The 22157-nt window shown below is 66.8% G+C and carries 17 protein-coding genes; 11 read left to right on the top strand and 6 right to left on the bottom strand.

What is annotated here, in order from left to right; genetic code table 11:
* The first annotated feature begins 50 nt into the window (after nt 1-50).
* Nucleotides 51-1244, top strand: a complete 1194-nt coding sequence (locus ABZS43_RS12285) for a thiolase (protein WP_355035915.1) — start codon at nt 51-53, stop codon at nt 1242-1244.
* A complete protein-coding gene (locus tag ABZS43_RS12280; RefSeq protein ID WP_355035914.1) occupies nt 1241-1672 on the top strand; it encodes a Zn-ribbon domain-containing OB-fold protein in 432 nt (143 codons plus the stop codon). The genes ABZS43_RS12285 and ABZS43_RS12280 overlap by 4 nt, the downstream gene beginning before the upstream one ends.
* Before the next feature lie 240 nt (nt 1673-1912).
* Here the strand turns inward: ABZS43_RS12280 and ABZS43_RS12275 are convergent, their stop codons facing one another.
* Nucleotides 1913-2743, bottom strand: coding sequence for a mycofactocin-coupled SDR family oxidoreductase (locus tag ABZS43_RS12275; RefSeq protein WP_355035913.1), 831 nt, complete (start codon nt 2741-2743; stop codon nt 1913-1915).
* A 112-nt stretch (nt 2744-2855) separates the two neighbouring features.
* The gene (locus ABZS43_RS12270) at nt 2856-3470 is read right to left on the bottom strand and encodes a TetR/AcrR family transcriptional regulator (protein ID WP_355035912.1); all 615 of its coding nucleotides are present in this window, start codon (nt 3468-3470) and stop codon (nt 2856-2858) included.
* 204 nt (nt 3471-3674) lie between these two features.
* Between ABZS43_RS12270 and ABZS43_RS12265 the strand changes: the two genes are divergently transcribed.
* The 4 genes from ABZS43_RS12265 (at nt 3675) to ABZS43_RS12250 (ending at nt 9858) form a co-directional block, all read left to right on the top strand.
* A complete protein-coding gene (locus ABZS43_RS12265; RefSeq protein WP_355035911.1) occupies nt 3675-5138 on the top strand; it encodes an aldehyde dehydrogenase family protein in 1464 nt (487 codons plus the stop codon).
* 90 nt (nt 5139-5228) lie between these two features.
* On the top strand, nt 5229-7697 hold the full coding sequence (locus ABZS43_RS12260; protein WP_355035910.1) for a CoA transferase: 2469 nt from the start codon (nt 5229-5231) through the stop codon (nt 7695-7697).
* A 150-nt stretch (nt 7698-7847) separates the two neighbouring features.
* On the top strand, nt 7848-8630 hold the full coding sequence (locus ABZS43_RS12255) for an enoyl-CoA hydratase/isomerase family protein (protein WP_355035909.1): 783 nt from the start codon (nt 7848-7850) through the stop codon (nt 8628-8630).
* A gap of 40 nt (nt 8631-8670) precedes the next feature.
* Nucleotides 8671-9858 (top strand): acyl-CoA dehydrogenase family protein, encoded by a 1188-nt coding sequence (locus tag ABZS43_RS12250; protein WP_355035908.1) that lies wholly within the window; start codon nt 8671-8673, stop codon nt 9856-9858.
* 98 nt (nt 9859-9956) lie between these two features.
* Here the strand turns inward: ABZS43_RS12250 and ABZS43_RS12245 are convergent, their stop codons facing one another.
* Complete coding sequence (locus tag ABZS43_RS12245) at nt 9957-11027, bottom strand: acyl-CoA dehydrogenase family protein (protein WP_355035907.1); 1071 nt, start codon at nt 11025-11027, stop codon at nt 9957-9959.
* 172 nt (nt 11028-11199) lie between these two features.
* Between ABZS43_RS12245 and ABZS43_RS12240 the strand changes: the two genes are divergently transcribed.
* Genes ABZS43_RS12240 through ABZS43_RS12225 form a run of 4 tightly spaced genes read left to right on the top strand, consistent with a single transcriptional unit; the run spans nt 11200 to nt 15865 of the window.
* Nucleotides 11200-12753, top strand: a complete 1554-nt coding sequence (locus tag ABZS43_RS12240; RefSeq protein ID WP_355035906.1) for a fatty acid--CoA ligase family protein — start codon at nt 11200-11202, stop codon at nt 12751-12753.
* 7 nt (nt 12754-12760) lie between these two features.
* Nucleotides 12761-13909 carry an acyl-CoA dehydrogenase family protein gene (locus ABZS43_RS12235; protein ID WP_355035905.1) on the top strand — a complete coding sequence of 383 codons (1149 nt, stop codon included), beginning with the start codon at nt 12761-12763 and terminating at the stop codon, nt 13907-13909.
* Between the two features lie 13 nt (nt 13910-13922).
* Nucleotides 13923-15068 (top strand): thiolase family protein, encoded by a 1146-nt coding sequence (locus ABZS43_RS12230; protein ID WP_355035904.1) that lies wholly within the window; start codon nt 13923-13925, stop codon nt 15066-15068.
* Nucleotides 15068-15865 (top strand): crotonase/enoyl-CoA hydratase family protein, encoded by a 798-nt coding sequence (locus ABZS43_RS12225; RefSeq protein WP_355035903.1) that lies wholly within the window; start codon nt 15068-15070, stop codon nt 15863-15865. Before ABZS43_RS12230 ends, ABZS43_RS12225 begins: the two co-directional genes overlap by 1 nt.
* A gap of 127 nt (nt 15866-15992) precedes the next feature.
* On the opposite strand, the gene ABZS43_RS12220 is transcribed toward ABZS43_RS12225, so the two are convergent.
* The 3 genes from ABZS43_RS12220 to ABZS43_RS12210 are packed head-to-tail and all read right to left on the bottom strand — an operon-like array spanning nt 15993 to nt 20771.
* Nucleotides 15993-16718, bottom strand: coding sequence for an ABC transporter ATP-binding protein (locus tag ABZS43_RS12220; protein WP_355035902.1), 726 nt, complete (start codon nt 16716-16718; stop codon nt 15993-15995).
* The gene (locus ABZS43_RS12215) at nt 16715-19483 is read right to left on the bottom strand and encodes a branched-chain amino acid ABC transporter permease/ATP-binding protein (RefSeq protein WP_355035901.1); all 2769 of its coding nucleotides are present in this window, start codon (nt 19481-19483) and stop codon (nt 16715-16717) included. The genes ABZS43_RS12220 and ABZS43_RS12215 overlap by 4 nt, the downstream gene beginning before the upstream one ends.
* Nucleotides 19484-19526: 43 nt before the next feature.
* Complete coding sequence (locus ABZS43_RS12210; RefSeq protein WP_355035900.1) at nt 19527-20771, bottom strand: ABC transporter substrate-binding protein; 1245 nt, start codon at nt 20769-20771, stop codon at nt 19527-19529.
* A gap of 454 nt (nt 20772-21225) precedes the next feature.
* On the opposite strand from ABZS43_RS12210, the gene ABZS43_RS12205 reads away from it, so the two are divergent.
* A complete protein-coding gene (locus ABZS43_RS12205) occupies nt 21226-22005 on the top strand; it encodes an enoyl-CoA hydratase-related protein (protein WP_355035899.1) in 780 nt (259 codons plus the stop codon).
* The last annotated feature ends 152 nt before the right edge of the window (nt 22006-22157 follow it).

Here is a 22157-nt window from a genome sequence, read left to right as displayed (position 1 = left end):
TGCCGCGTCTCGGGTTCGATGGTCGGCGGCAACCAGAATGGAGTGTTGATGTGTCCAACGGTTTGAGAGATGTCGCGATCGTCGGTGTGGGGGCGACCCCGTACTACAAGCGCGGCGGGTCCGCGCCGCAGACAAATCTGGAGTTGGCGGGCAAGGCGATCCTGGCGGCCTGCGAGGACGCGGGCATCTCGGTCAAGGAAATCGATGGTTTCGCCTATTACTCGGGTGCCGGCGCCGGGTACGGCGACAAGATGGACACCGCGGATTTCATGGAAACCCTTGGCATTCCGGAGGTCACCTTCACTGCCTCGCTGACCTCCGGTGGCGGCGGCGCGGCCGGTTCGATCGGACTCGCTCGGGCGGCCATCGTCGCCGGTGACGCCACCGCGGTGGTCACGGTGATGACACTGCAGCAGCAGAAGCAACGCCTGGGCTCCGTCTTCGCGGCCAGCGCCCCGGACCCGATCAACTCCTTCCTGCAGCCCTCCGGTCTGTCCGGTCCCGGCCACCTGATGTCGGTCCTGGCGCGACGGCACATGTATCTGTACGGCACCCGGCGCGAGGCGTTCGCCGAGATCGCGATCTCGACCAGGGAGAATGCGCTGAACCGGCCCAAGGCAATTCAGAAGAGGCCGCTGACCAAGGAAGAGTATTTCAACGCCCGGATGATCGCGGATCCGTTGTGCCTCTACGATTTCTGCCTCGAGACCGAGGGGGCCGTCGCGGTCATCACCACCAGTATCGAGCGGGCGAAGGACCTCCGGCAGAAGCCGGTGCCAGTCGTGGCGGTCGCGCACGGCGGTCGCCGCGAGTGGGGTCGCGCATTCGCTTGGTACGGGATGCCCGACGAGTACTTCGCGTCCTCGGGCAACGCGCCGATCGCCGAACGGCTCTGGGGGCAGTCGGGCTTGACGGCCGAGGACATCGACGTGGCACTGCTCTACGACCACTTCACCCCGATGGTGCTCATGCAGCTCGAGGACTATGGATTCTGCGGCAAGGGCGAGGGTGGCGAGTTCGTGGAGAGCGGCGCCATTCGATACCGGGGCGGTTCGATCCCCGTCAACACCCACGGTGGCCAGCTGTCGGAGGCCTACATCATCGGTATGACGCACATCAAGGAGGCGGTGGAACAGATGCGAGGCACGGCGATCAACCAGGTGAAGGATGCCGAATTCGCGCTCGCCACGGGCGGACCCGCGTCGCTGCCGGTCAGTGGCTTGATCCTCGGGAGCGCGGTATGAGCGACGTGCGCGCGACTACATTGCCCGCCGACGCGGTCCGCATCACCACCAATAGCGACACCGAGCCGTTCTGGCGGTACGCCAGGGAGGGTAAACTCGTTGCGCTGCAATGTGGTTCGTGCGGGCACTTCCGGATGCCGCCGACGCCGTTCTGTCCGGAATGTCAGTCCACCGAGAAGCGCTGGAAAGAGCTCTCGGGCCGTGGCAGTGTCTACAGTTACGCCGTAATCCACGGCTTCCCCGGAATTCCCGACATCACCCTTGTCGGGGCGGTGGTTTCACTCGACGGAGCGGGCGAGGCCCGGCTGGTGACCAATGTCATCGATGTGGATCCGAGCGAAGTGCGGATCGGCATGGAGTTGGAGGTGACCTTCTCGCCCATATCGGATGGTTGGCAGCTCCCGGTGTTCCGCCCGGCTCGGGGATGAGACGCTCGGCGATTCGATTCGTCGATTAGGTAGTGCCGCAACGCGGGTCATGGATTTCCTGGCCCGCGTTGCGGCGTTTCCAGCAGAGCTGGTCTGGGAGTGACCCCGTGCGGACCCGAGTCGGCTGATCTACTTCACCCACGAGGCGCACCATCCTGTCGCGCAGCGTAGAGCCGTGCGAGACGCCGACCGATCCGGGTGGACGGCGGCCTGTGCTGACCGCCGCCCGCGGATCTCGGCTCAGCGGATCGAGAAGCCCGCGTCCACCGGCAGGGAGACGCCGGTGATCCACTTCGCCTGATCGGAGACCAGGAACGCGATGGCGTCGGAGATGTCGCTGGGCTGCAGGATCTCGATCGGCATCGCATTCTGCATCTGTGCGATGGAGTTGTCGCCGCCCGCGGCCGCCTCCTGGACGAGTCTGCCCATCGCCTCGTTCATCGTCATGCCCGACGCGACGCCGGTCGGGTGCACGATGTTGACTCGAATCGAGTGCTCGGCCAGCGACGCGGCGTACTGCTTGCAGATACCGACCAGACCCCACTTGGACGCGGTGTAGGCCAGCGCGGCGGGGTTCAGGCTCGCGGTCGGGCGCACACCTGCGGTAGATCCGGTGAACACGATCGAACCGCCCCTTCCGCCGGAGATGAGGTGCGGCAGCGCGGCGGTCACTACGTGGAAGCCGCCGCTCAGGTTGGTCGACATCACGTCCTGCCACATCTGGGCGTAGTCGTCGGGGCCGTCGCTGAGCCGGACGATGCCCGCGTTGGACAGCACGATGTCGATTCGTCCGAAAGTCTCGTAGCCGTGGTCGACGGCCGCCCGGGTCGCGGCGGCATCGCGAACGTCGGTCTCGACCGCGACGATCCGCCGACCGAGCGCCTTGACCTGGTCGACCGTCTCCTCGAGGTCGGCGGGGGTGGCATTGGGGTAGTCCATCGTGTCGATGTCCGCGCAGATGTCGAGGGCGATGATGTCGGCGCCCTCGCTCGCAAGGCGCACAGCGTGTGAGCGGCCCTGTCCGCGTGCGCCTCCGGTGATCAGGGCGACCTTGCCTTCGAGACCGGTCATGGTGTCCTCCGTCGATTCGACACGGGTTTGCCGCGGGAGGCCCCGTGTGCGGGGAATGAACGCATGCGCCGCATGCACGACCAAGTTAACCGACTGGGTTATCTATGTGCAATTACTTCTTTGTCGGCTTAACTGAGCGCACTATCACGTCGACGAGCGGAGCGACGTGCTCGCCGGGATGTGCGCGGGCGTCGGCGCGCTCCTCTTGCGAGCATGCCAGCGTATGCATCAGCACCGCGCCGAACAGGGACTCGATCAGGGGTTGATAGGTGGCGCCCTCGGCCATCTCGCCGCGCTCGACGGCTCGGGTGAAGGCTGCCGTCGCGGCCGTGCGCAGGGACCTCACGATGCGCTGCTGGTAGGGCTGTAGATCGGTGAACTCTGCGGTGGCGTCGATGGTGATCCGCAAGGTCGCCCAGCCGATCGGGTCGAGGAAGTGCTCGAGCAGTGCGGTGGCGAGCGCGGTCAAATCGCCGGTCAGGGAGCCGGTGTCCACGTTGATACGCAAGGTGAGCGCTACCGATTCGACGCTGTCGAGCAGCAGTTGTTCCTTGCTCGCCCAGCGCAGGTAGAGCGCGGACTTCCCGACGCCGGCGCGCCTGGCGACGCCCTGCATGGTGAATGCCCCCCAGCCCAGCGCGGCGTATTCGAGCAGTGCCGCCGTCATCAGCTTCTCGTCGAGCTCGGGGTCGCGCGGGCGTCCGAGTGGTGTGGCTTGCCTGCCCATGTCGTTCCTCTCCTCGATGCGACTGTCCACGCGTTCGTCTCGGATCAACCAACCACAGTCGAGTGCACGATTAGTCCGGTGACATTCGGCTTTCTGCTACTTGCGGACACCTGGTGTCCGTAATACTGTGTGAGCTGCGCAACATCGCTAACTAAGATGGCGTTGTCGTCTGATCCGATCGCAGCGAAGCGGAGTGACTCATCTATGACCAGCCAGGCAATCGACACGACCAGGCCCACCGTGCACCTTCGAATCGGTACCGAGCGGATCACCACCGGATCGGGCGGAGTGCATCAGCACATCAACCCCGTCGACGGCCAGGTGGACGCGCAGATCCCGCTGGCCGGTCCGGCCGAGGTCGACCTGGCAGTGCGGACGGCGCACACGGCCTTCGCCGACTGGCGTCGCACCAGGCCCGCCGAGCGGCGGCAGATGCTGAGCAGACTCGCCGATCTGATCGAGGCCAACGCTGACGAGTTCGCGCGCCTGGGCGCGCTCGACAACGGCACTCCGATCCCGGTCGCGGCAGGGTTGGTCGCGACGTCTGTCGAGTGGACGCGCTACTACGCGGGCTGGGCGGACAAGCTCACCTCGGAGGTCACCGGATCGTTTGCCCCGGACGGAGAGTTCTCCTACTCGCTCGGCCAGCCCTACGGCGTGATCGGGGTGATCATCACCTGGAACGGCCCGCTGATCTCGCTCGCGATGAAGATTCCGGCCGCACTGGCCGCGGGAAACACGGTGGTGGTCAAGCCATCCGAACTGACTCCCTTCACCGCTGAGCTTTTCGCCGACCTTGTCGAGCAGGTCGGCATACCAGCCGGTGTGATCAACATTCTGCCCGGTGCGCCCGAAGCGGGCGCGGCACTGGTCGAGCATCCGCTGGTCAAGAAGGTGACCTTCACCGGCGGCCCTGACACCGCACGCAAGATCCTGCACAGCTGCGCCGATTCGATGAAGCCGTCGGTGCTCGAGCTCGGCGGCAAGTCGGCGAACATCGTGTTCGCCGACGCCGACCTCGACCAGGCCTGCTCGCAGGGCACGATGATGTCCATCGGGGCGCTCAGCGGCCAGGGCTGCGCACTTCCCACTCGAATGTTGGTGCAGGACAGCATCTACGAGGAGATGATCGGGCGAGTCAAGGCGTTCGCCGAATTCATCACCGTCGGTGACCCGCTGGCCGCCGGGACGATGTCCGGACCCGTCGTCAACGAGGCGGCGCTGCACCGAATCCTCGGAATGATCGAGCGCGCCCGGACAGCAGGCGCGCGTCTGGTCACCGGTGGTCGCCGGATCGGCGGGGCGCTGGCCGATGGCTTCTTCCTCGAGCCGACCGTGTTCGCGGACGTCGACCCGAAGTCCGAACTCGCGCAGAAAGAGGTATTCGGTCCGGTGCTGGCCATCACCTCGTTCGCGACCGAGCGGGACGCGATCGAGATCGCCAACGACAGCGAGTACGGCCTGTCCGGCTACATCCAGACCAACGACCTGCGCCGCGCGCACCGGGTCGCGGAGGAACTGATCACCGGAGAGGTCCTGATCAACGGTGCGACGAACCTCGGCGTCAACCGCCCGTTCGGCGGCATCGGCCTCAGCGGCCTGGGCAAGGAGGGCGGCAGACAGGGCGTCGAGGAGTTCCTCCGGCTCAAGAACATCGCCATCGCTTGATCTTTCGCCGCGCCCGTCGCCGTGATGACGGGCTGACGGGCAAGGCACGGCACCGCGGTGCCGACCATCTTTGTGACGAAGGGATTCACCGTGACGACAGCACCGGACCACGAAACGAGCTCGGGTCCCCTCGCGGGCTTGGTCGTCGTCGACCTCTCGACCACCCTGCCCGGGGCGCAGGCGAGCCAGTTCCTGGCGGACAGCGGCGCCGATGTCATCATGGTCGAGCCGCCCGGGGGCAGCCACCTGCGTAACCTCGCGGGCTGGCCCGGACTGCTGCGGGGCAAACGCAGCGTCACCCTGGACGTGCACGCGGACGCCGACCTCGCCGACCTGCGTGCGCTACTGAGCACCGCGGATGTGGTGATCACGACCATGCGGCCGATCTCGGCGACCCGGATCGGGCTCACCCCGCAGTCGTTGGCCGACAAGTACCCGCGCCTGGTCTGGGCATCGATTACCGGCTGGGGAAGCACCGGTCCGTGGAAGGACTACAAGGGCTGGGAAGGCCTGGTGATGGCCAAGACCGGGGTCATGTTCGAGAAACGCCAGCTGACCACTCGTCCTGGACCGGCGTTCGTCAGCGCGCCCTACGCCTCCTTCGGGGCGTCGCAGGCTGCCGTTCACGGCATCCTCGCGGCGCTGATCGAGCGCATGTCGAGTGGATGTGGACAGGTCGTCGAGTCCAACCTGGTGACCGGGATGGGGGCGATGGACCCGTACAACTGGTTCTACGAGATGGTGCTCGAGCGCTACCCCGACGCCTTCAGCGCGATGGACGTGGCCTATGACGACGAGGGGCGCCCGCAGGCGTACCTGATCTACGCCCTGCTGATAGCGGCGACCAAGGACGGTCGCTGGCTGCAGTTCGCCCAGACCGCGCCACGGTTGATGCAGGCGTGGCTCACCGAACTCGATCTGGCGCGGGAACTGGCCGACCCCAAGTGGGCCGGCTTCCCGATGCTGCCGACCGCCGAACTCCGGACGGAATTCTGGGAGACGATGCTCGAGCGCGTCGGCGCTCGCACGTTCGAGCAGTGGCAGCGGGTCTTCGAGACGAACAGCGACATCAGCGCCGAGGCCTTCCGCACACCCGATGAGGCGTTGGACCACCCGCAGGTCGTGGCGGACGGCCGAGCCGTCGAGGTCGACAACCCCGTGATCGGTCCGGTGCGTCAACCGTCCACCCTCATCCACGCGAACGGCAGGCCACTGAGCCCGCTGCGTCCCGCACCGCTGCCCGGCCAGCACAATGACGAGGTACGGGACGCCATCGCGGCGTCCACGCCCGCACCCGCCGCGGGTGGCCCCGCGCCGGAGGAGTTGCCGCTGGCCGGGGTGACGGTTCTCGAATTCGGCACCATGTTCGCCGGCCCGTACGGTGCGACCCTGCTCGGCGACCTCGGTGCCAGGGTGATCAAGATCGAGCCGGTCGCTGGCGACAATATCCGTAACCTCGTGGCCTTTCCCGAGGCCGGTGGCGCGAAGGTATTGCAGGGCAAGGAAAGTGTCGCGGTCGATCTCATGGCGCCCGCGGGACTCGAACTCGTCTACGAGTTGGTCAGGCGCAGCGACATCGTGCTGCAGTGTTTCCGTGGCGCGGCCGCGCGGAGGGCGCAGATCGATGAGGCGACGCTCCGGGCCATAAATCCGGACATCGTGTATCTGAGCACCCCCGGCTACGGTGTGGACGGTCCGTACGCGGCCCGTCCGGCCTACGCCCCCTCGGTGGGCGCGGCAACCGGACTGTCGACCGTGGACGGTCGCGACGCCGCGAACGCGCCGACCGACCGAGACGCACTGCGCGCCGGAGCGCGGACCCTGCACGCGGCCGGTGCGGTGCCCGCCGTCCAATCCGACGGCGTCGCCGCACTCGGTGTCGCCTCGGCGATGCTGGTCGGCCTCTACGCCAAGCGCAACGGGGTCGAACTCTCGAACATGGTAACCACCATGCTCGGTACCGTGCATCAGGCGCTGATCACCTATAACACCAGCTACGAGGGCCGTCCGGAGATCGCCACCACGGATGCGCAGTTCTACGGGCTCGGCGCGCTCTACCGGATGTACCGGGCCGGTGACGGCTGGGTTTTCCTGGCGTCGCCGCTGCCGAGCGAATGGGAGGCGCTGGTCAAGGCACTGGCACCCTATGTCGATCTGGCCGCGGACGCGCGGTTCTCCACCCCGCAGGACCGCCGCGACAACGACGCGGCTCTCGCGGAGGTGCTCGCGGGCGTGTTCGCGGGCAAAGGTAAGCAGCGGTGGGAGGACGAGCTCGCAGCCCTCGACGTGGGTTGCGTCGCGATCCTGGAGCGTAACGCCGGGGCGGCGCTGCAATCCGATCCGTTCTTCGAGGCCGGGTACAGCGTCGAAGCGGTCAGCCCGATCTTCGACGAGCACCGTCGACTGGCCCCGCTCACCCGCTTCTCACGCTCGCGCACCAAGGCCGATGCGGGCTGCACCATCGGTCAACACACCCGCCCGGTGCTGCGCGAGATCGGGGTCGGCGAGGAGCGCATCGACGAGCTGGTCGCGCTCGGAGTGATTGCCTGCGACGACTGAACTGTCGACCGGATTCCACCGGAGGCGACCTCTCGGCCACGGCGGTCGAGGCGGTAGTGGACGAGCATCCGCGGCCAGTCCACGGCTAGATAAATCACTTAGTTGAATATTTATAGTGCAGAAATGTCACAGTCGAGTGCAGGAGGAACGGTGGATCTGAACGGGTTGACCACGGTCATCGCGGACCTGAAAGAGCACGTCCTGACCATCACCCTCAACCGGCCGGATCGGTTGAACTCCTTCAATGACGCGATGCGTGCGGAGTTCAAGGCACTCTGGCGGTTCGCGGACGACGAGGACGACGTGCACGCGATCGTGTTGCAGGCCAACGGCGATCGCGCATTCTGCACCGGCGTGGACGTGAAGGAAGGGACCTTTCTCGCCGAGAACCCGTTCAGCAGGCAGGATCCCGGCGTCGATCTGTCCCCCAAGCAGAACGGGTGCTGGAAGCCGCTGATCTGCGCGGTGCACGGCATGGTCGCGGGCGGCGCTCTCTACTGGCTCAATGAAGCCGACATCATCATCTCCAGCGACGACGCCCAGTTCTTCGACCCGCACGTCTCGTACGGTCTGGTCGCGGCCCTCGAGCCGATCGGACTCGCGCACCGCATCCCGATCGGCGAGGTGCTGCGCATGGTTCTGCTCGGACTGGACGAACGAATGTCCGCCGAACGTGCGCATCAGATCGGCTTCGTCAGCGAGGTGCTGCCGCGTGCGCGGCTGTGGGACCGTGCGCGCGAACTCGCCGAACGGATCGCCGCGAAGCCGCCTGCGGCGGTGCAGGGCAGCATCCGGGCGATCTGGGAATCGCGCGACACCGGCCGCGCGCACGCTCTCGCCACCGGCATGGCGTACACGGTGATCGGCAATCCGATCGGGCAGGCGCAGGTCACGCGCTCGGAGGTGCCCACCCGCGAGTACGAGGTCCGCTGACCATCGGGTCGCCCGACGCGCATCGACAGAAGAGGCTGAGATGGACTATGGAATGAGCCCCGAGTTGGAGCGATTCCGGCTGGAGGTGCGGGCATTCGTCGAGGCCAACGCGCCGAAGATCGCGCCGAAGGCCGGCGTGCGCACTGCCGAGAACCGAGCCGAGCACACATTGATCACCGAGTGGATCGGCAAACTCTTCGCCGCCGGGTACATGGGTGGGGGCTGGCCGCAGCGCTACGGCGGACAGGGCAGTGCCTACTCCGCCGAACGTGATGTGGTGGTAGGGGAGGAGATCGCCCGGGCCCGAGCCCCGCACTTCGCGGGTGCGGGCGGTCTGGTCTCACACGCTCTGATCGACTTCGGCACCGAGGAACAGCGTCAGCGCTACCTGCCTGGCATCCGCTCCGGCAAAGACACATGGTGTCAGCTGTTCAGCGAGCCCAGCTCCGGCAGCGACTTGGCGTCGCTGCGGACCAAGGCGGTTCGCAACGAGGGCGGAGGCTTCCTGGTCAGCGGCCAGAAAGTGTGGACCACCAACGGGCAGTGGGCCGAGTACGGCTACCTGCTTGCCCGCACCGATCCGGACGCGCCCAAGCACAAGGGCATCAGCGCCCTCATCGTCGATATGACCCTGCCCGGTGTCGACGTGCGTCCGCTCCGCGAGATGACCGGCACTTCGGACTTCAACGAGGTATTCCTCGACAATGTCGAACTGCCCGCCGATGCGCTGATCGGTGAGCTCCATGCCGGCTGGGTGATCGCCAATTCGAGTCTCGCGCACGAGCGCACCAGTGTCGCTACGAGCGTCGTGCTGCTGCGTCAGAACGTGGACGCGCTCGCGGATCTGGCGAGGAGAGTCGACCGGGGCGGACGCCCGGCCATCGAAGACGGTGCGGTCCAGGAGACTCTGGGCAAACTCGATGCGGAAGTCGCGGCGCTGTCCGCGCTGGTGTACGCCAACATCAGCCGATGGTCGCGCGGCACCGAGCGAGTGCAGGACGCCCCCATGGCCAAGCTGATGTTCAGCGAACTCGGCGTGCAGATCTCGCGGTTCGCACTGGAACTGAGTGGCGAGGCCGGCATCCTGGTGGAGGGTGACATCGGCGCCGTCGACCACGGGCGGTGGCAGGACGAGTTCCTCTACGCCCGCGGGTACACGATCGCCGGCGGCAGCTCCGAGATCATGCGGAACATCATCGCCGAGCGCGGGCTGAAGATGCCGCGCTGACGTCGACGGCGGTCGCGACTTTGTCATGCTCCGCCATTGCGTCCGGCATCGCGCGTGCAATGCCGGACGCAGTCCAGGTGTGGGGATATGGTGTCGGCTCAGGCGCTGGCGAGTCTGCGACGGTGCCAGCTCACCGAGCCGTTGAGCAACTCGTCCACCTTGATTCGGCGTGTCAGCAGATGCAGGTCGTGCTCCCAGGTGAACCCGATGCCGCCGTGCACCTGTAACGCGATCGAGGCGACCGTGCTGGTCGCGTCGCCCGCGTAGGCCGCGGCCGCGGATACCGCGGTGGCGCGGCGGCCGTAGTCGGTGCCGTCGAGCGCGACCGCGGCGGCCCACAGTGACGCCCGCGACGCCTCGGTCTGCAACGCCATATCGGCGCAGTGGTGCTTGACGGCCTGGAACCCGCCGATCGGCTGACCGAATTGAGTGCGTTGGCCCGCGTACTCGACCGTCTGTGCCACGAGTCGTTCGGCAGCGCCGAGCGCGTCCATCTTCCGGTAGAACGCGAGGGCGTCTTCGAGGTATGAGACGGTGCCGGTCGGCACGGTCGCCCAGCGCTCGGCGGCCACCGTCAGGTCGAGTTCGAGGACAGACCAGGACCTGGTGAGGTCGAGGGTCTCCAGCCTGCGTGTGCCGACGCCCTCGTTCACGCTCGGCACGTGGGCGAGGACCTCGGTCCCGTTCGAAGTCGTTGCCGCGACCAGGAATCCGGTGGCGTCGATGAGAGCTGTGGCGGGCGCGGCGGTACCGCTGATCCTCAGCTCGGCGCCGCGGACTTCGGCGGCGAACGCGGCGCCGTCGACCGAGGCGAGCACAAGGGGGACCGACGCCGCGCCGCCCGCGTTCGCCTCGGCGAGTGCGGCCAGGGGGTGGTCGAGTTTGTCGAGTTCGGCGGTGGCAAGGGCCAATTCGGCCAGTGGCACGGTACTGCAGGCTCTGCCGTGTTCTTCGACGAGTACGGCAAGGTCGACGTGGGTCCCACCCGTGTCGCCGGTCAGGAGGGCGATCAGTCCGGACTCCACGATGTGTCGTACCGCGGTATCGGGAATTCGGGCCGGACCGGAGTCGATCGTCGGCCGGAGTGCGGCGATGGGGTCGTGCTTTGCCAGCCAGGCCCGCTCGCTCGCGGCCAGGTCTTCCTGCTCGGCACTCAATGCGAAATCCACGAGACCCCTTTCTCTGAATGTTGACCTAGTTAACCATGTGAGCTACCTTCTGGATAGAGCATACGACAGCTGGGATTCCGGATCGCGTGATCATGGCGATCGATACGGCCGGGGTGCTGAAGCACGGAGTCCCGACTCGGTGGCCCGCTACCGCAAGAGTGGGAGGTAACGAATGGCGAGTATCAGAGGCGCGTTGGCGAGGCTGTGGGAGGCCGACGACGACGCTGCCATGATTCAGCAGGGCGACACGTGGTTCACCTGGGGGGAGGTCCGGGCACTTGCGGAGATCCTGGATACCGAATTGGCCGAGGCCGGGTGTGCTGAGGGCAGCAGAGTCGGCGTGGTGCTCGACAACCGGATGGAGTCGATTGCCGCGCTCATCGCTGTACTCGCCAAGGGACGCACCGTCATCACCCTCAATCCCATGCAGCCGGTGGCCCGGCTGACCGCCGACATGACCGGCGCCCGCCCCCACGCCGTCCTGGCGCCGGCATCCACGTGGAGCGAGCCGCTGTTCCGGTCCGCGGCCGAAGCGGGCGGCATGATCGGATTCGCCGTCGACGGCACGCGGGTCGTCGCGACGACCGAGGCGACCGAGGCGACCGAGGCGACGGTGCGGGAGGCGGACAGTGAGGTCATCGATGCGGTGGGCGTGGAGATGTTCACCTCTGGCACCACCGGCCCGCCCAAGCGGATCCCGCTCACCTGGCGTCAGCTCGAGGCCGCGCTCACCGCCGTGCACGGGCATACCGGCGCGGCGGGTCCGGCCGACCGAAAGCTGCTCACAGGGCGTGTCGCGCTGGTCACCCTCCCGATCGTGCATATCGGTGGTTTGTGGGCTGTGCTGCAGAATCTCGCCGAGGCCAGGCCCTTCGTGCTGCTCCCGCGCTTCACCGTCGAGGGCTGGTGCGCGGCGGTCAAGGAACACCGGCCGAAGGTCGCGGGCTTACCGCCGGCCGGGATGCGTGCGGTGCTCAGCGCCGACGTCCCCGCCGCGGATCTGGCCAGCCTGCGTGCCATCACCGCGGGCACGACGTTCGTCAATCCGGACCTCGCCGACGAGTTCACCGCCAAATATGGCATCCCAGTGCTGATCATGTACGGAGCCACCGAGTTTTCCGGAGCCATCGCCGGGTGGACCAAGCCCATGCACGCGCGGTGGTGGACCGAGAAACGCGGCAGTGTCGGGCGGGAAATGCCCGGTGTCAGCCTCCGGGCGGTCGCCGAGGACGGCACGGTCCTGCCGGTCGGGGAGTCGGGACGTCTCGAGGTCAGCTCCAGCCAGACCGGCACCGGCACAGACGAGTGGGTCCGCACATCGGATCTCGGTCACCTCGATGAAGACGGATTCGTCTACGTCGACGGCCGCGCCGACGACGCGATCATCCGGGGCGGCTTCAAGGTTCATCCCGAGACTGTCGCGGAGGCGCTTCGCGCGCACGACGCGGTCCTGGACGCCACGGTGTACGGCCGAGACGACGAGCGGCTCGGGAAGGTGCCTGTCGCGGTCGTCGAACTGCGCGACGGCGCTGCCGAGGTCCCCGAGGAAGAACTGAAAGCCTTCTGCCGCAATCAGCTCACCGCCTACGAGATCCCGGTGCGGATCCACACGGTGGCGGAGCTGCCGAGAAGCGTTTCGCTGAAGGTGGATCGGCGTCGCCTCCTCGAAATGGTCTCGGAGATAGAGGAATCCGCATCGGTCTCAGCAGTGACACCGGGAAGGTAGACGAAAGATGCAACGAGAGATCTTCGAAACCGAACACAACCAGTACCGCGAAACGGTTCGCGAATTCCTGGCGCGCTACGCGACTCCGCATCAGGAGCAGTGGGAAAAGGACGGCATCATCGACAAACGGCTTTACGTCGATGCCGCGAAGTTCGGAGTGCTCGGGTTCGCGGTTCCCGAGGAGTTCGGCGGGGGTGGGGTGTCGGGCGACTTCCGCTACAACGCCATCGTCGCCGAGGAGGTCACCCGCGCGTCCTCCGGTGGCCCCGCGTTCACCCTGCAGAACGACGTGATCGCCCCGTACATGCTCGAACTCACCAACGACGAGCAGAAGGCTCGGTGGCTGCCCGCGTTCGCGCGCGGCGAACTGATCGTGGCTGTGGCGATGACCGAACCGGGCGCGGGCAGTGATCTGCAGGGGATTCGTACGTCAGCGCACAGGGACGGCGACCATTGGGTGCTGACGGGATCGAAGACCTTCATCTCCTCCGGTATCCATGCAGACCTCGTTATCGTGGTCGCCCGCACCGATCCCGACGCCAAGGCGGGCGGGGCGTTCACCCTGCTGGCGGTCGAGCGTGGCATGGCGGGATTCACCCGCGGCCGCAACCTGGAGAAGCTCGGCCTGCATTCCCAGGACACCGCGGAACTCGACTTCGACGAGGTGCGGGTTCCGTCGGCGAACGTGATCGGTGAGGTCGGCAAGGGATTCGTGCACCTGATGCGCAACCTGCCGATGGAACGGCTGTCCATCGCCGTCTCGGCCGTCGCCTCCTGCCGGAGCCTGCTGGATATGACCCTCGAATATGTGAAGTCCCGCAAGGCATTCGGCACACCGATCGGATCATTCCAGGCCAACAAGTTCGAGTTGGCGACCCTGGAAACGGAGGTCGATCTGGCGCAGGTCTACGTCGACCGGTGCATCACCGCGTTGAACGCGGGGACCCTCGACGGCACCGACGCGGCCAAGGCCAAGTGGTGGACCACCGAACTGCAGCAGCGGCTGATCTATGCCTGCCAGCAGATGCACGGCGGCTACGGCTACATGATGGAGTATCCGATCGCCAAGGCCTACGCGGACGCCAGGATCCAGACGATCTACGGCGGCTCGACTCAGATCATGAAGGAAATCATCGGGCGCTCGCTCGGACTGTAGAAAGGAAACCCCTATGGGTGCGGTAATTGTCGAGGCCGTCCGGACCCCGGTCGGCAAGCGCAACGGTGGCCTGTCCGGGATTCACCCGGTCGATCTGTCGGCTGTTGTACTGCGGGCACTGGTCGAGCGAGCGGGCATCGAGCCCGAGCTGATCGAGGACGTCATCTGGGGCTGCGTCGGGCAGGTCGGTGAGCAGACCCACGACATCGCGCGCAACGCGGTGCTCGCGGCGGGCTGGCCGGAGTCGGTGCCGGGTGTGACCGTCGACCGTCAGTGCGGATCGTCGCAGCAGTCGCTCAACTTCGCGGTGGCCAGCGTGCTCGCCGGTCACTACCGGGCCGTCGTCGCCGGCGGTGTCGAGTCGATGTCGCGGGTTCCGATGGGTGCGGCGGTGGCCGGGGGCGGTAGCCCGCTGAGCCCCAAGTTCACCGAGCGCTACAACGCCGCCCCCAACCAGGGCGTCGGCGCCGAGATCATGGCCGAGAAGTGGGCACTGTCGCGCACCGATGTGGACGCGTTCTCCGCCCGCTCGCACGAACGCGCCGCGGCGGCGCAGGACGCGGGCCTGTTCGACGCGCAGATCGTGCCCGTCACCCTGCCCGACGGGACGGTCGTCTCGAAGGACGAGGGCATTCGCCGCGGAACCACCGTCGAGAAGCTGGCAGGCCTGAAGCCGGTCTTCAAGCACGACGGTGTCATCCACGCGGGCAACGCCTCGCAGATCTCCGATGGGGCAGCGGCTCTGCTGATCGTCAGCGACGAGTTCGCGCAGAAGCACAGACTGACGCCGATCGCCCGCGTGCATACCGCGGTCGTCGCGGGCGCGGACCCGGTGATGATGCTCGGCGCCCCGATTCCCGCCACGGAGAAGGCGCTGGAGCGCTCCGGCTTGTCGGTCGACGAGATCGGTGTCTTCGAGGTCAACGAAGCCTTCGCGCCGGTGCCGTTGGCCTGGCAGAAGGAGATCGGCGCGCCCGAGGAGAAACTGAACCCCAACGGCGGCGCCATCGCCCTGGGTCACCCCCTCGGCGGCTCCGGGGCCCGCATTCTGACCGACATGATCTTCCATATGCGCCGCAACGACATCCGTTACGGTCTGCAGACCATGTGTGAGGGTGGCGGGCAGGCCAACGCGACGATTCTCGAGCTGGTGAAGTGATGACGCAGGCAACCGAGATCGGCGCACTGGTCGAGCGCAAGGGCAACGTCCTGCTCATCACCATCAATCGTCCGCAGGCCCGCAACGCGGTCAACGCCTCGGTGAGCGCGGCCGTGGGCGCGGGATTGGTCGAGGCGCAGAACAACCCGGAGATCCGCGTGATCGTGATCACCGGGTCGGGCGACAAATCCTTCTGCGCGGGCGCGGATCTCAAGGCGATCTCACGCGGCGAGGGGCTGTTCGCTCCCGGCAACGAGCATTGGGGTTTCGCGGGGTTCGTCCGGCACGTCGTCAACAAGCCGACGATCGCCGCGGTCAACGGCACCGCGCTCGGCGGCGGTACCGAACTCGCCCTCTCCGCCGACCTCATTGTCGCGGCGGAGAGCGCCAGCTTCGGACTGCCCGAGGTCAAGCGTGGATTGCTCGCGGGTGCCGGTGGGGTGTTCCGGCTGCCGGCGCAGATACCGCAGCGCCTGGCCATGGAGATGATTCTCACCGGCGATCCGATCTCGGCCGCCACCGCCCGCGAGTACGGCCTCATCAACCAGGTCGTACCGGATGGCACCGCGGTCGAGGCCGCGCTGGCGCTCGCCGAACGGATCGCGGTCAACGCTCCGCTGTCGGTGCAGGCCAGCAAGCGGATCGCGCTGGGCATCCAGGCGGGCGACCGCCCCGCCGAGAACGACAAGTGGGGTCACTCGGAGGCCGAGTGGCAGGCACTGATGAGCAGCGAGGATGCCAAGGAGGGCCCGTTGGCCTTCGCCGAGAAGCGTCCTCCGGTGTGGAAGTCGCGGTAGTCGATCGCAGGCACTGTGCGCTCGTCGAGTCGAGGAAGTCCATGTCGCGCAGGGACAATGGTAGATCGTACGAGGCCAGTCCGCTGGCAGGTGAGGGAGTGATATCGGCTTGCCGGGTCGGGCCTGGTCAGGCGCCGATCCGGACTTCGGTGGTGCCGAGGTAGGCCCGCTCGATCTTCTGCGGCTCAGCCGCGAGTTCCGCCGCGCTGCCGCGCAACACGTCGCATCCGTGAGCGAGAACGATGGCCGTGTCGGCGATTTCGAGGGCCAGCCGTACGTGCTGCTCGACCAGGATCACCGCGGCGCCTTTGTCGTCGGCGACCCTGCGGATCACCGGGAGCAGCGACTCGACGATCACGGGTGCCAGCCCCATGCTCAGCTCGTCGATCAGCAGTACTTTCGGGTCCTGCATGAGTGCCCGCCCGATCGCGAGCATCTGCTGTTCGCCGCCGGAGAGCATGCCCGCGGAGACCTCGAGCCGCTCGCCGAGCCGAGGGAAGTACTCGATGATGTCGGCGACGGTCGGACCCGAGCGGCTGCGTGCGAGCGCGAGATTCTCCTTCACGGTAAGTGTGGTGAACAGTGCGCGGTCGTCGGGCACCAGGACCAACCCGGCCCGAGACGATGCCCGCGCCTGACCGGGCTTGACGGTGGTGCCCGCGATGGAGATCGTGCCGCCGAGGCTGGGCAGCAGTCCGGCCAGGGTCATCAGCAGGGTGGTCTTGCCCGCACCGTTGGGTCCGAGCAGCGAGAGCACCTCGCCCTCGGCGAGCGCGAGGTCGAAACCGCGCACACACGGACGTCCCGCGGAGTAGCCGGCGTCGATTTCGGCACATGAGAGAACCGTGGTCATGCGGACACCTCCGTGGGTGCGTGGGTGGTGCCGAGGTAGGCGCGCACCACATCCTGGTTCGACTGGATCTGCTCGGGCGTGCCCTGGGCGATGACCCGGCCGAGGTCGAGAACAACGATCCGGTCGCAGACGTCGAGCACGAGTTCCATGTCATGATCCACCATGAACACAGTCACACCCGCGTCCCGCACTGCCTTCAAACGCTCACCGAGCCATCGGCTTTCGGTGCTGTCGAGGCCGGCGGCCGGCTCGTCGAGCAGGACGATTCTGGGGCCTCCGGCGAGGGCGCGGGCGACGGAGACCAGTTGGCGCTGGCCCTGCGACAGCTCGCTGACCGAACGATCGGCGACCCCGTGCAGGTGGAGCACGCCGAACAGGATATCGATGTCCGCGTCCGACGGTGCGGCACCGCCGCCAGGACGATTCGCCGCCGCGACGACGCCGACGGCGACGTTCTCCCGCACCGTCAGGTCGTCGTACAACTCGATGCCCTGGAAGGTCCGGCCGAGGCCGAGTCTGCTTCGCACGTGCGGCTGGAGTTTATCCACCGGCAGGCCGCCGAGTGTGACCGTGCCCGATGCCGGAGCAAACCCACTGAGTGCGTCGATGCAGGTGGTCTTGCCCGCGCCGTTGGGGCCGATCAGCCCGATGATCTCGCCGGACCGGACTTCGAAGCCGACCTCGTCGAGCGCTACGACACCGCCGTAGCGGACACCGATCCCCTCGACCGACAGCAGGATCTCCTCGGAGCGCTCCCGGTGCGGCGGTGCGATGCTGCGGACCGGAATCGGTGCCGGAACCGGCTCGGCGGTCGGGGCCGGGCGAAGACGCCCGAGTAGCACGCGGATTCGTGCCGTGTACCCGTGCAGGTACCCGATGAGGCCCTCGGGGTATCGGATAACGATGAGTACCAGAAGGATGCCGGACAATATCGCGTAGTAGTTGCCGAGGTGCAGGAACCTGTCCATCGCGATGAACATGACGCCGCCGGCGCCGGTGACGCCGGCGAGGATACCGCCGGACACACACGTGATGCCCGCGATGTACACGATGGCGAACAGGCCGATTCCCGCGATTGCCGAGAACGACTCGGCCGTAGCGACCGTTTGCTGGTAACCCATCAACGCCCCGCCCAGTCCCGCGATGAACGCGCCGATGGCGAAGGCCTTGATCTTGGTGCGTGCCACGTCGATTCCCGACGCGGCGGCCGAACGCTCGTTGGCGCGGACCGCCAGCATCGACGCGCCGAGACGGCTGGTGCGCAGCGTGGCGACGCACAGCGCGACCAGCACAACGATGACCAGGCAGACGATGCCGAACGAGATCCGCGGGTACCCCGCACCGGCCCCGATGCCGAGATCGAGACCGAACAGGCGCGGGTTCTCGATGTGCGCCCCGAGTAATCCACCGTTGAGGTTGCTGTTGCGGAACCAGAAGGTCTCCAGGAATACCCCCAGCGCCAAGGTGACCACGGTGACGGGCAAGCCGCGGATCCGCAGCGCCGGCAGCCCCACGACGACACCGATCACGGTGGCGGCGAGGGCAGCCAGTATCGGGGCGATGGGGAACGGCACGCCGAGGTCGCCGGTGAGCCGGCTCAGCGTGAAAGCGCCGACACCGGCCAGGGTGAGCTGGGCCAGTGAGATCTGACCGGCGAAACCGGTGACGACTACCTGGGACAGCGCGACGACCGCGAGGATCAGGGTTGTGATGACAGCGGCGCGGTAGCTGCCCGACGTCAGCAGCAGCGCTGCGAGCGCGACCACCACGGAGATCACGGTGGGGATCAACAGGCTGCGCGGACGCGGTGCCCTGCCGAGGGTCTGCTGAATAATGGCGCCACGCGACGGCAGCGGCTTTCCACGCACCACCAGGAAGATGAGGATCATCACCAGCGGGACGAGTTCGGCCATGCCGGACTGTGGGAACCAATCCACGGTGCTCTGCAGGTGCGTCATCTCCGACTGCGACATGCCGATGCCGAGACCGGCTGTCACTGTCAGTCCCAGCGCATTGAAGTTGCCGACCAGCGCTGCCGCGAGCGCGGGCACGATGAACAGCGTGTAGGAGACTGGGATGAGCGGAACGATCGGTGCGATCAGGATGCCACTCAGCCCGGCCACCATCGTGCTCAGCGCCCAGTTACCGAAGGCGATGCGGTCGGGGGAGAGCCCGGTGACCAGGGCTCCCTTCTCCGACTCGGCGGCGGCGCGGGTGGCAAGCCCGAATCGCGTCCAGCGAAACGACAGGGTGAGGACCACCGCGAGTGCCAGGATCACCGCCGCGAACCACAGACGATCCGAGGGAACGCGGATACCGCCGACAGTCAGGAACCCGGACGGCAGAATCGCTTTCACCGACACCGGAGTGGTGCCGACCCGCACCGCCAGCAGGGCCTGCACGAAGAGCATCACACCGATCGAAGCCACAGCCTTCGCGACCGGTGGCGCATTGCGCAACGGCCGGAACACGATTGCGTAGATCAGCGTTCCGAGCAGCGCCGCGATGAGAAGCGAGATACCCATCGCCGGCACCAGACCGAGGCGCCCTCCGAGATCGATGGACTTCGGCATCCCGGGAATCGGATCGAGCAATTCCCCTTTGCGCAGCAACCCGTACGTGTATGCCACGTACAGGGCTACCGCGCCGGTACTGAAGTTCACGACGCCCGAACTTCGGAACGTCATCACCAGCGCCAAGCCCAGCGCCGCGTACACGGCTCCGTTGCCCAGTCCCAGCGTCAGGAAGACCAGATGGTCAGTCACGGAAAGCTCCTCGGGTACCGGTCATTTCGGTGAATACGCCGACCTACTTGATGACCTGCGGATCGGAGGGCTTGCCGTCGCTGATCGTGACCGTCACCAGCTGTGTGCTGCAGATCGCGGGCAGCAACGCCATCGCGGTGCCGCCGCAGGTGAAGGTGATGCCGTGCCCGGCCGGCAGGCTCACGTTCTGGGCGGTTTTGATCGCGGTCGAGACCGCCGCGGCGGTCGGATCGCCGGTGACGCCCTGTGCCGCGCGCACCAGACCGAGCATGCCCTGGTAGCCGACGTATGTGTAGCCCGCGGTCTCGGTCTTCGGAGCGTATTTCTTCATGATGCTTCGGTAGAGCACCGCTTCCGAGTCGTCGGAGGTGAGGTCCGCGGAGGTGAAGACGCGGGCGCCTTCCATCGCGTCGCCGACAGCCTCGATGGTCGCGGGATCCAGGCACGGCTGGATCAGTATCTTGTCCTGGGTCGCGCCGAGGGTGCCGAGCGACTTCAGCACCGAGGTGCACATCGTCGCGTCGCCGACCACGGCTACGGCTCCGACATCGCCGGAGATCCCGGAGCTGACTTGGGGCGTCGCGTCCGGCGTGCCGGGGGGAATGGGTACGACCTGCAGGTCGATACCTGCCGCGCTGAAGGCAGGCCCGCCCACCGCCCTCGCGGTGGGGGTCGCGGCACCGGAATCGATCACGAACGCGGTCACCTTCTTGTACCCCTTGCCGCTGGCATACGTCGCCATCGACTTCAGGGTGCCGGGGAACCCGCCGGTGAGGCTGAAGGCGTTGGCGGCGGTCATTTCCGCGCCGCTCGCGCCGACCGGAGTGAGGTAGGGGATGCCTGCTTCGGCGATGACCGGGACCATCGTGTCGCCGTAGGCGGTCGTGGTGACGACGACGGCCGAGACCTTGGCCTCGACCATCTTGTTGGCGCAGTCACGGTTCGACGCCGGATCCTCCTTGCTCGCACAGGTGACGAGTTCGATGCGATGCCCGGCGATTCCGCCGAGGTTCGCGTTCGCGTACTTGATGACCGCCTCGGCGGCCTCGCGATTCGACGGCATCGAAACCGCCGGCCCGCCTTCGGGATTGATCAACCCGATCTTGACCGGGCTGCCTGTTGCCGGTTGATCGGGGAAGGCGCTGCTCGGGGCCTCGGCCGACGTGCTCATCGAGTCGCTTCCGCTGCTGCACGCGGTGGCGAGAGCGATCGCGGGAACCAGTGCCATCAGGCCGAGCCGGCCGACCCTGCCCTTGATGGATGGCGAATTGTCACGCATATCGGACATGGGATTCCTTTTTCAGGGTGGCTGGTAGCGGCTGAGCCGCACGCCTCGCCGGGTGATGTGGATCACAAGCAAGAGGTCAGGTAAACGTAGGTGGGCGATCAAGATATGTCAATAAGCAATCTAAGTTCACCAGGTGCTCGTTCAGTGTTGAGTAGTTGGCGGCTGCCGCCGTGGAGTCCGATGGCCGATTGGAGCTCCCCGTGACGCTGCAAAACATGGGCTGATCGCGGAAAAGTGCTGAGGGTAGCTAATGATTTCCCTGTGAATACAACCGCATCCAGCCCATCTTGCGGAGCGTTCACATAGTGCACTATGTTATCTAGGTTGGAGGCTCCCGTCTCGCTGCCGCTCGACTTCGGTGGCAGCCGGCAGCCGCAATGCCGCGGCGGGCGACGACAACGACGCGTTCACCGAGGTAGCAGTCGAATTCGTATGAGAATGGAAGAGAGTCCCGGTGGGTGAGAAGAACAGTGGGATCGAGGCCGATCCGGTCCTGGTGCGTCGCGACGGCCACGTCGCGATCCTGACGCTGAATCGGCCGGAGCAGCGCAACGCGATCAATCGGGCGATGCGGAAAGCGGTCAAGCGGGAACTGTGGAAGGCCGACGCGGACGAAGATGTCCGGGTGGTGGTGATCACGGGTGCCGGAACAGCGTTCTCCTCCGGCGTCGACCTGCCCGAGGCGCTGACCGGGCCGCCGCCGCGCACCGAGGGGGCCACGCCGACCCAGGTTCTGCGCGCGATCGGCAAGCCGGTGATCGCGGCGGTCAACGGGCCCTGCTACACGGGAGCTTTCGAGTTCGCGGTGAACTGCTCGTTCATCATCGCCTCCGCGAGGGCGGTATTCGCCGACACGCACGCCTCGATCGGACTGCTGAACGGGTGGGGCGGCAGCGCGATGCTGCCCCGGATCGTCGGATTGCCCGCCGCGATTCAGATCATCCTCAGTGGCGATCCGATCGACTCCGCGACCGCGCTGCGCATCGGTCTGGCGAACGAGGTTGTGCCGCACGAGCAATTGATGGAGCGGACCCTCGCGATCGCCACGTCGATCGGGGCCGGTCACCCGGCAGCGGTGCGGCGAATGCTGCGCCTGCTCAAAGAGGGCGCAGGCGCCTCGGTGGCACACGCGCTCGGCCTCGAGGCGGAGGCCGCGGCGTCCTGGCGGCCGGACGGCAAGGATATCGGTGACCGCTTCGACAAGCGTTCGGCGAAGCCGAACTCGGACGCCTGAGGAAGCGGCGTCCGTGCGCGGACGAGTTGCGGACGGTCCCGCTCACCGACGCACTGGGGCTGGATCGGTTGTGTCGAGGGACTTCCGCCGCGAGCACCCTCCGCTCCAGTCTTTAACTAAGTTAACCTGGTAATTATTGAATGTACCGTTGA

Origin of the sequence: Nocardia sp. NPDC005366 (assembly GCF_040606855.1) — a bacterium.
Taxonomy (GTDB): domain Bacteria; phylum Actinomycetota; class Actinomycetes; order Mycobacteriales; family Mycobacteriaceae; genus Nocardia.
Note: the sequence above shows the minus strand (reverse complement) of the source record. Positions and strands in the feature narration are given on the sequence as shown.

What these genes read in the sequence shown, in the direction of transcription:
- ABZS43_RS12220 (WP_355035902.1), bottom strand. Translation starts at nt 16,718, where the DNA reads ATGACCACGGTTCTCTCATGTGCCGAAATCGACGCCGGCTACTCCGCG.
- ABZS43_RS12270 (WP_355035912.1), bottom strand. Translation starts at nt 3,470, where the DNA reads ATGGGCAGGCAAGCCACACCACTCGGACGCCCGCGCGACCCCGAGCTC.
- ABZS43_RS12250 (WP_355035908.1), top strand. Translation starts at nt 8,671, where the DNA reads ATGGACTATGGAATGAGCCCCGAGTTGGAGCGATTCCGGCTGGAGGTG.
- ABZS43_RS12230 (WP_355035904.1), top strand. Translation starts at nt 13,923, where the DNA reads ATGGGTGCGGTAATTGTCGAGGCCGTCCGGACCCCGGTCGGCAAGCGC.
- ABZS43_RS12210 (WP_355035900.1), bottom strand. Translation starts at nt 20,771, where the DNA reads ATGTCCGATATGCGTGACAATTCGCCATCCATCAAGGGCAGGGTCGGC.
- ABZS43_RS12280 (WP_355035914.1), top strand. Translation starts at nt 1,241, where the DNA reads ATGAGCGACGTGCGCGCGACTACATTGCCCGCCGACGCGGTCCGCATC.
- ABZS43_RS12275 (WP_355035913.1), bottom strand. Translation starts at nt 2,743, where the DNA reads ATGACCGGTCTCGAAGGCAAGGTCGCCCTGATCACCGGAGGCGCACGC.
- ABZS43_RS12265 (WP_355035911.1), top strand. Translation starts at nt 3,675, where the DNA reads ATGACCAGCCAGGCAATCGACACGACCAGGCCCACCGTGCACCTTCGA.
- ABZS43_RS12240 (WP_355035906.1), top strand. Translation starts at nt 11,200, where the DNA reads ATGGCGAGTATCAGAGGCGCGTTGGCGAGGCTGTGGGAGGCCGACGAC.
- ABZS43_RS12235 (WP_355035905.1), top strand. Translation starts at nt 12,761, where the DNA reads ATGCAACGAGAGATCTTCGAAACCGAACACAACCAGTACCGCGAAACG.
- ABZS43_RS12225 (WP_355035903.1), top strand. Translation starts at nt 15,068, where the DNA reads ATGACGCAGGCAACCGAGATCGGCGCACTGGTCGAGCGCAAGGGCAAC.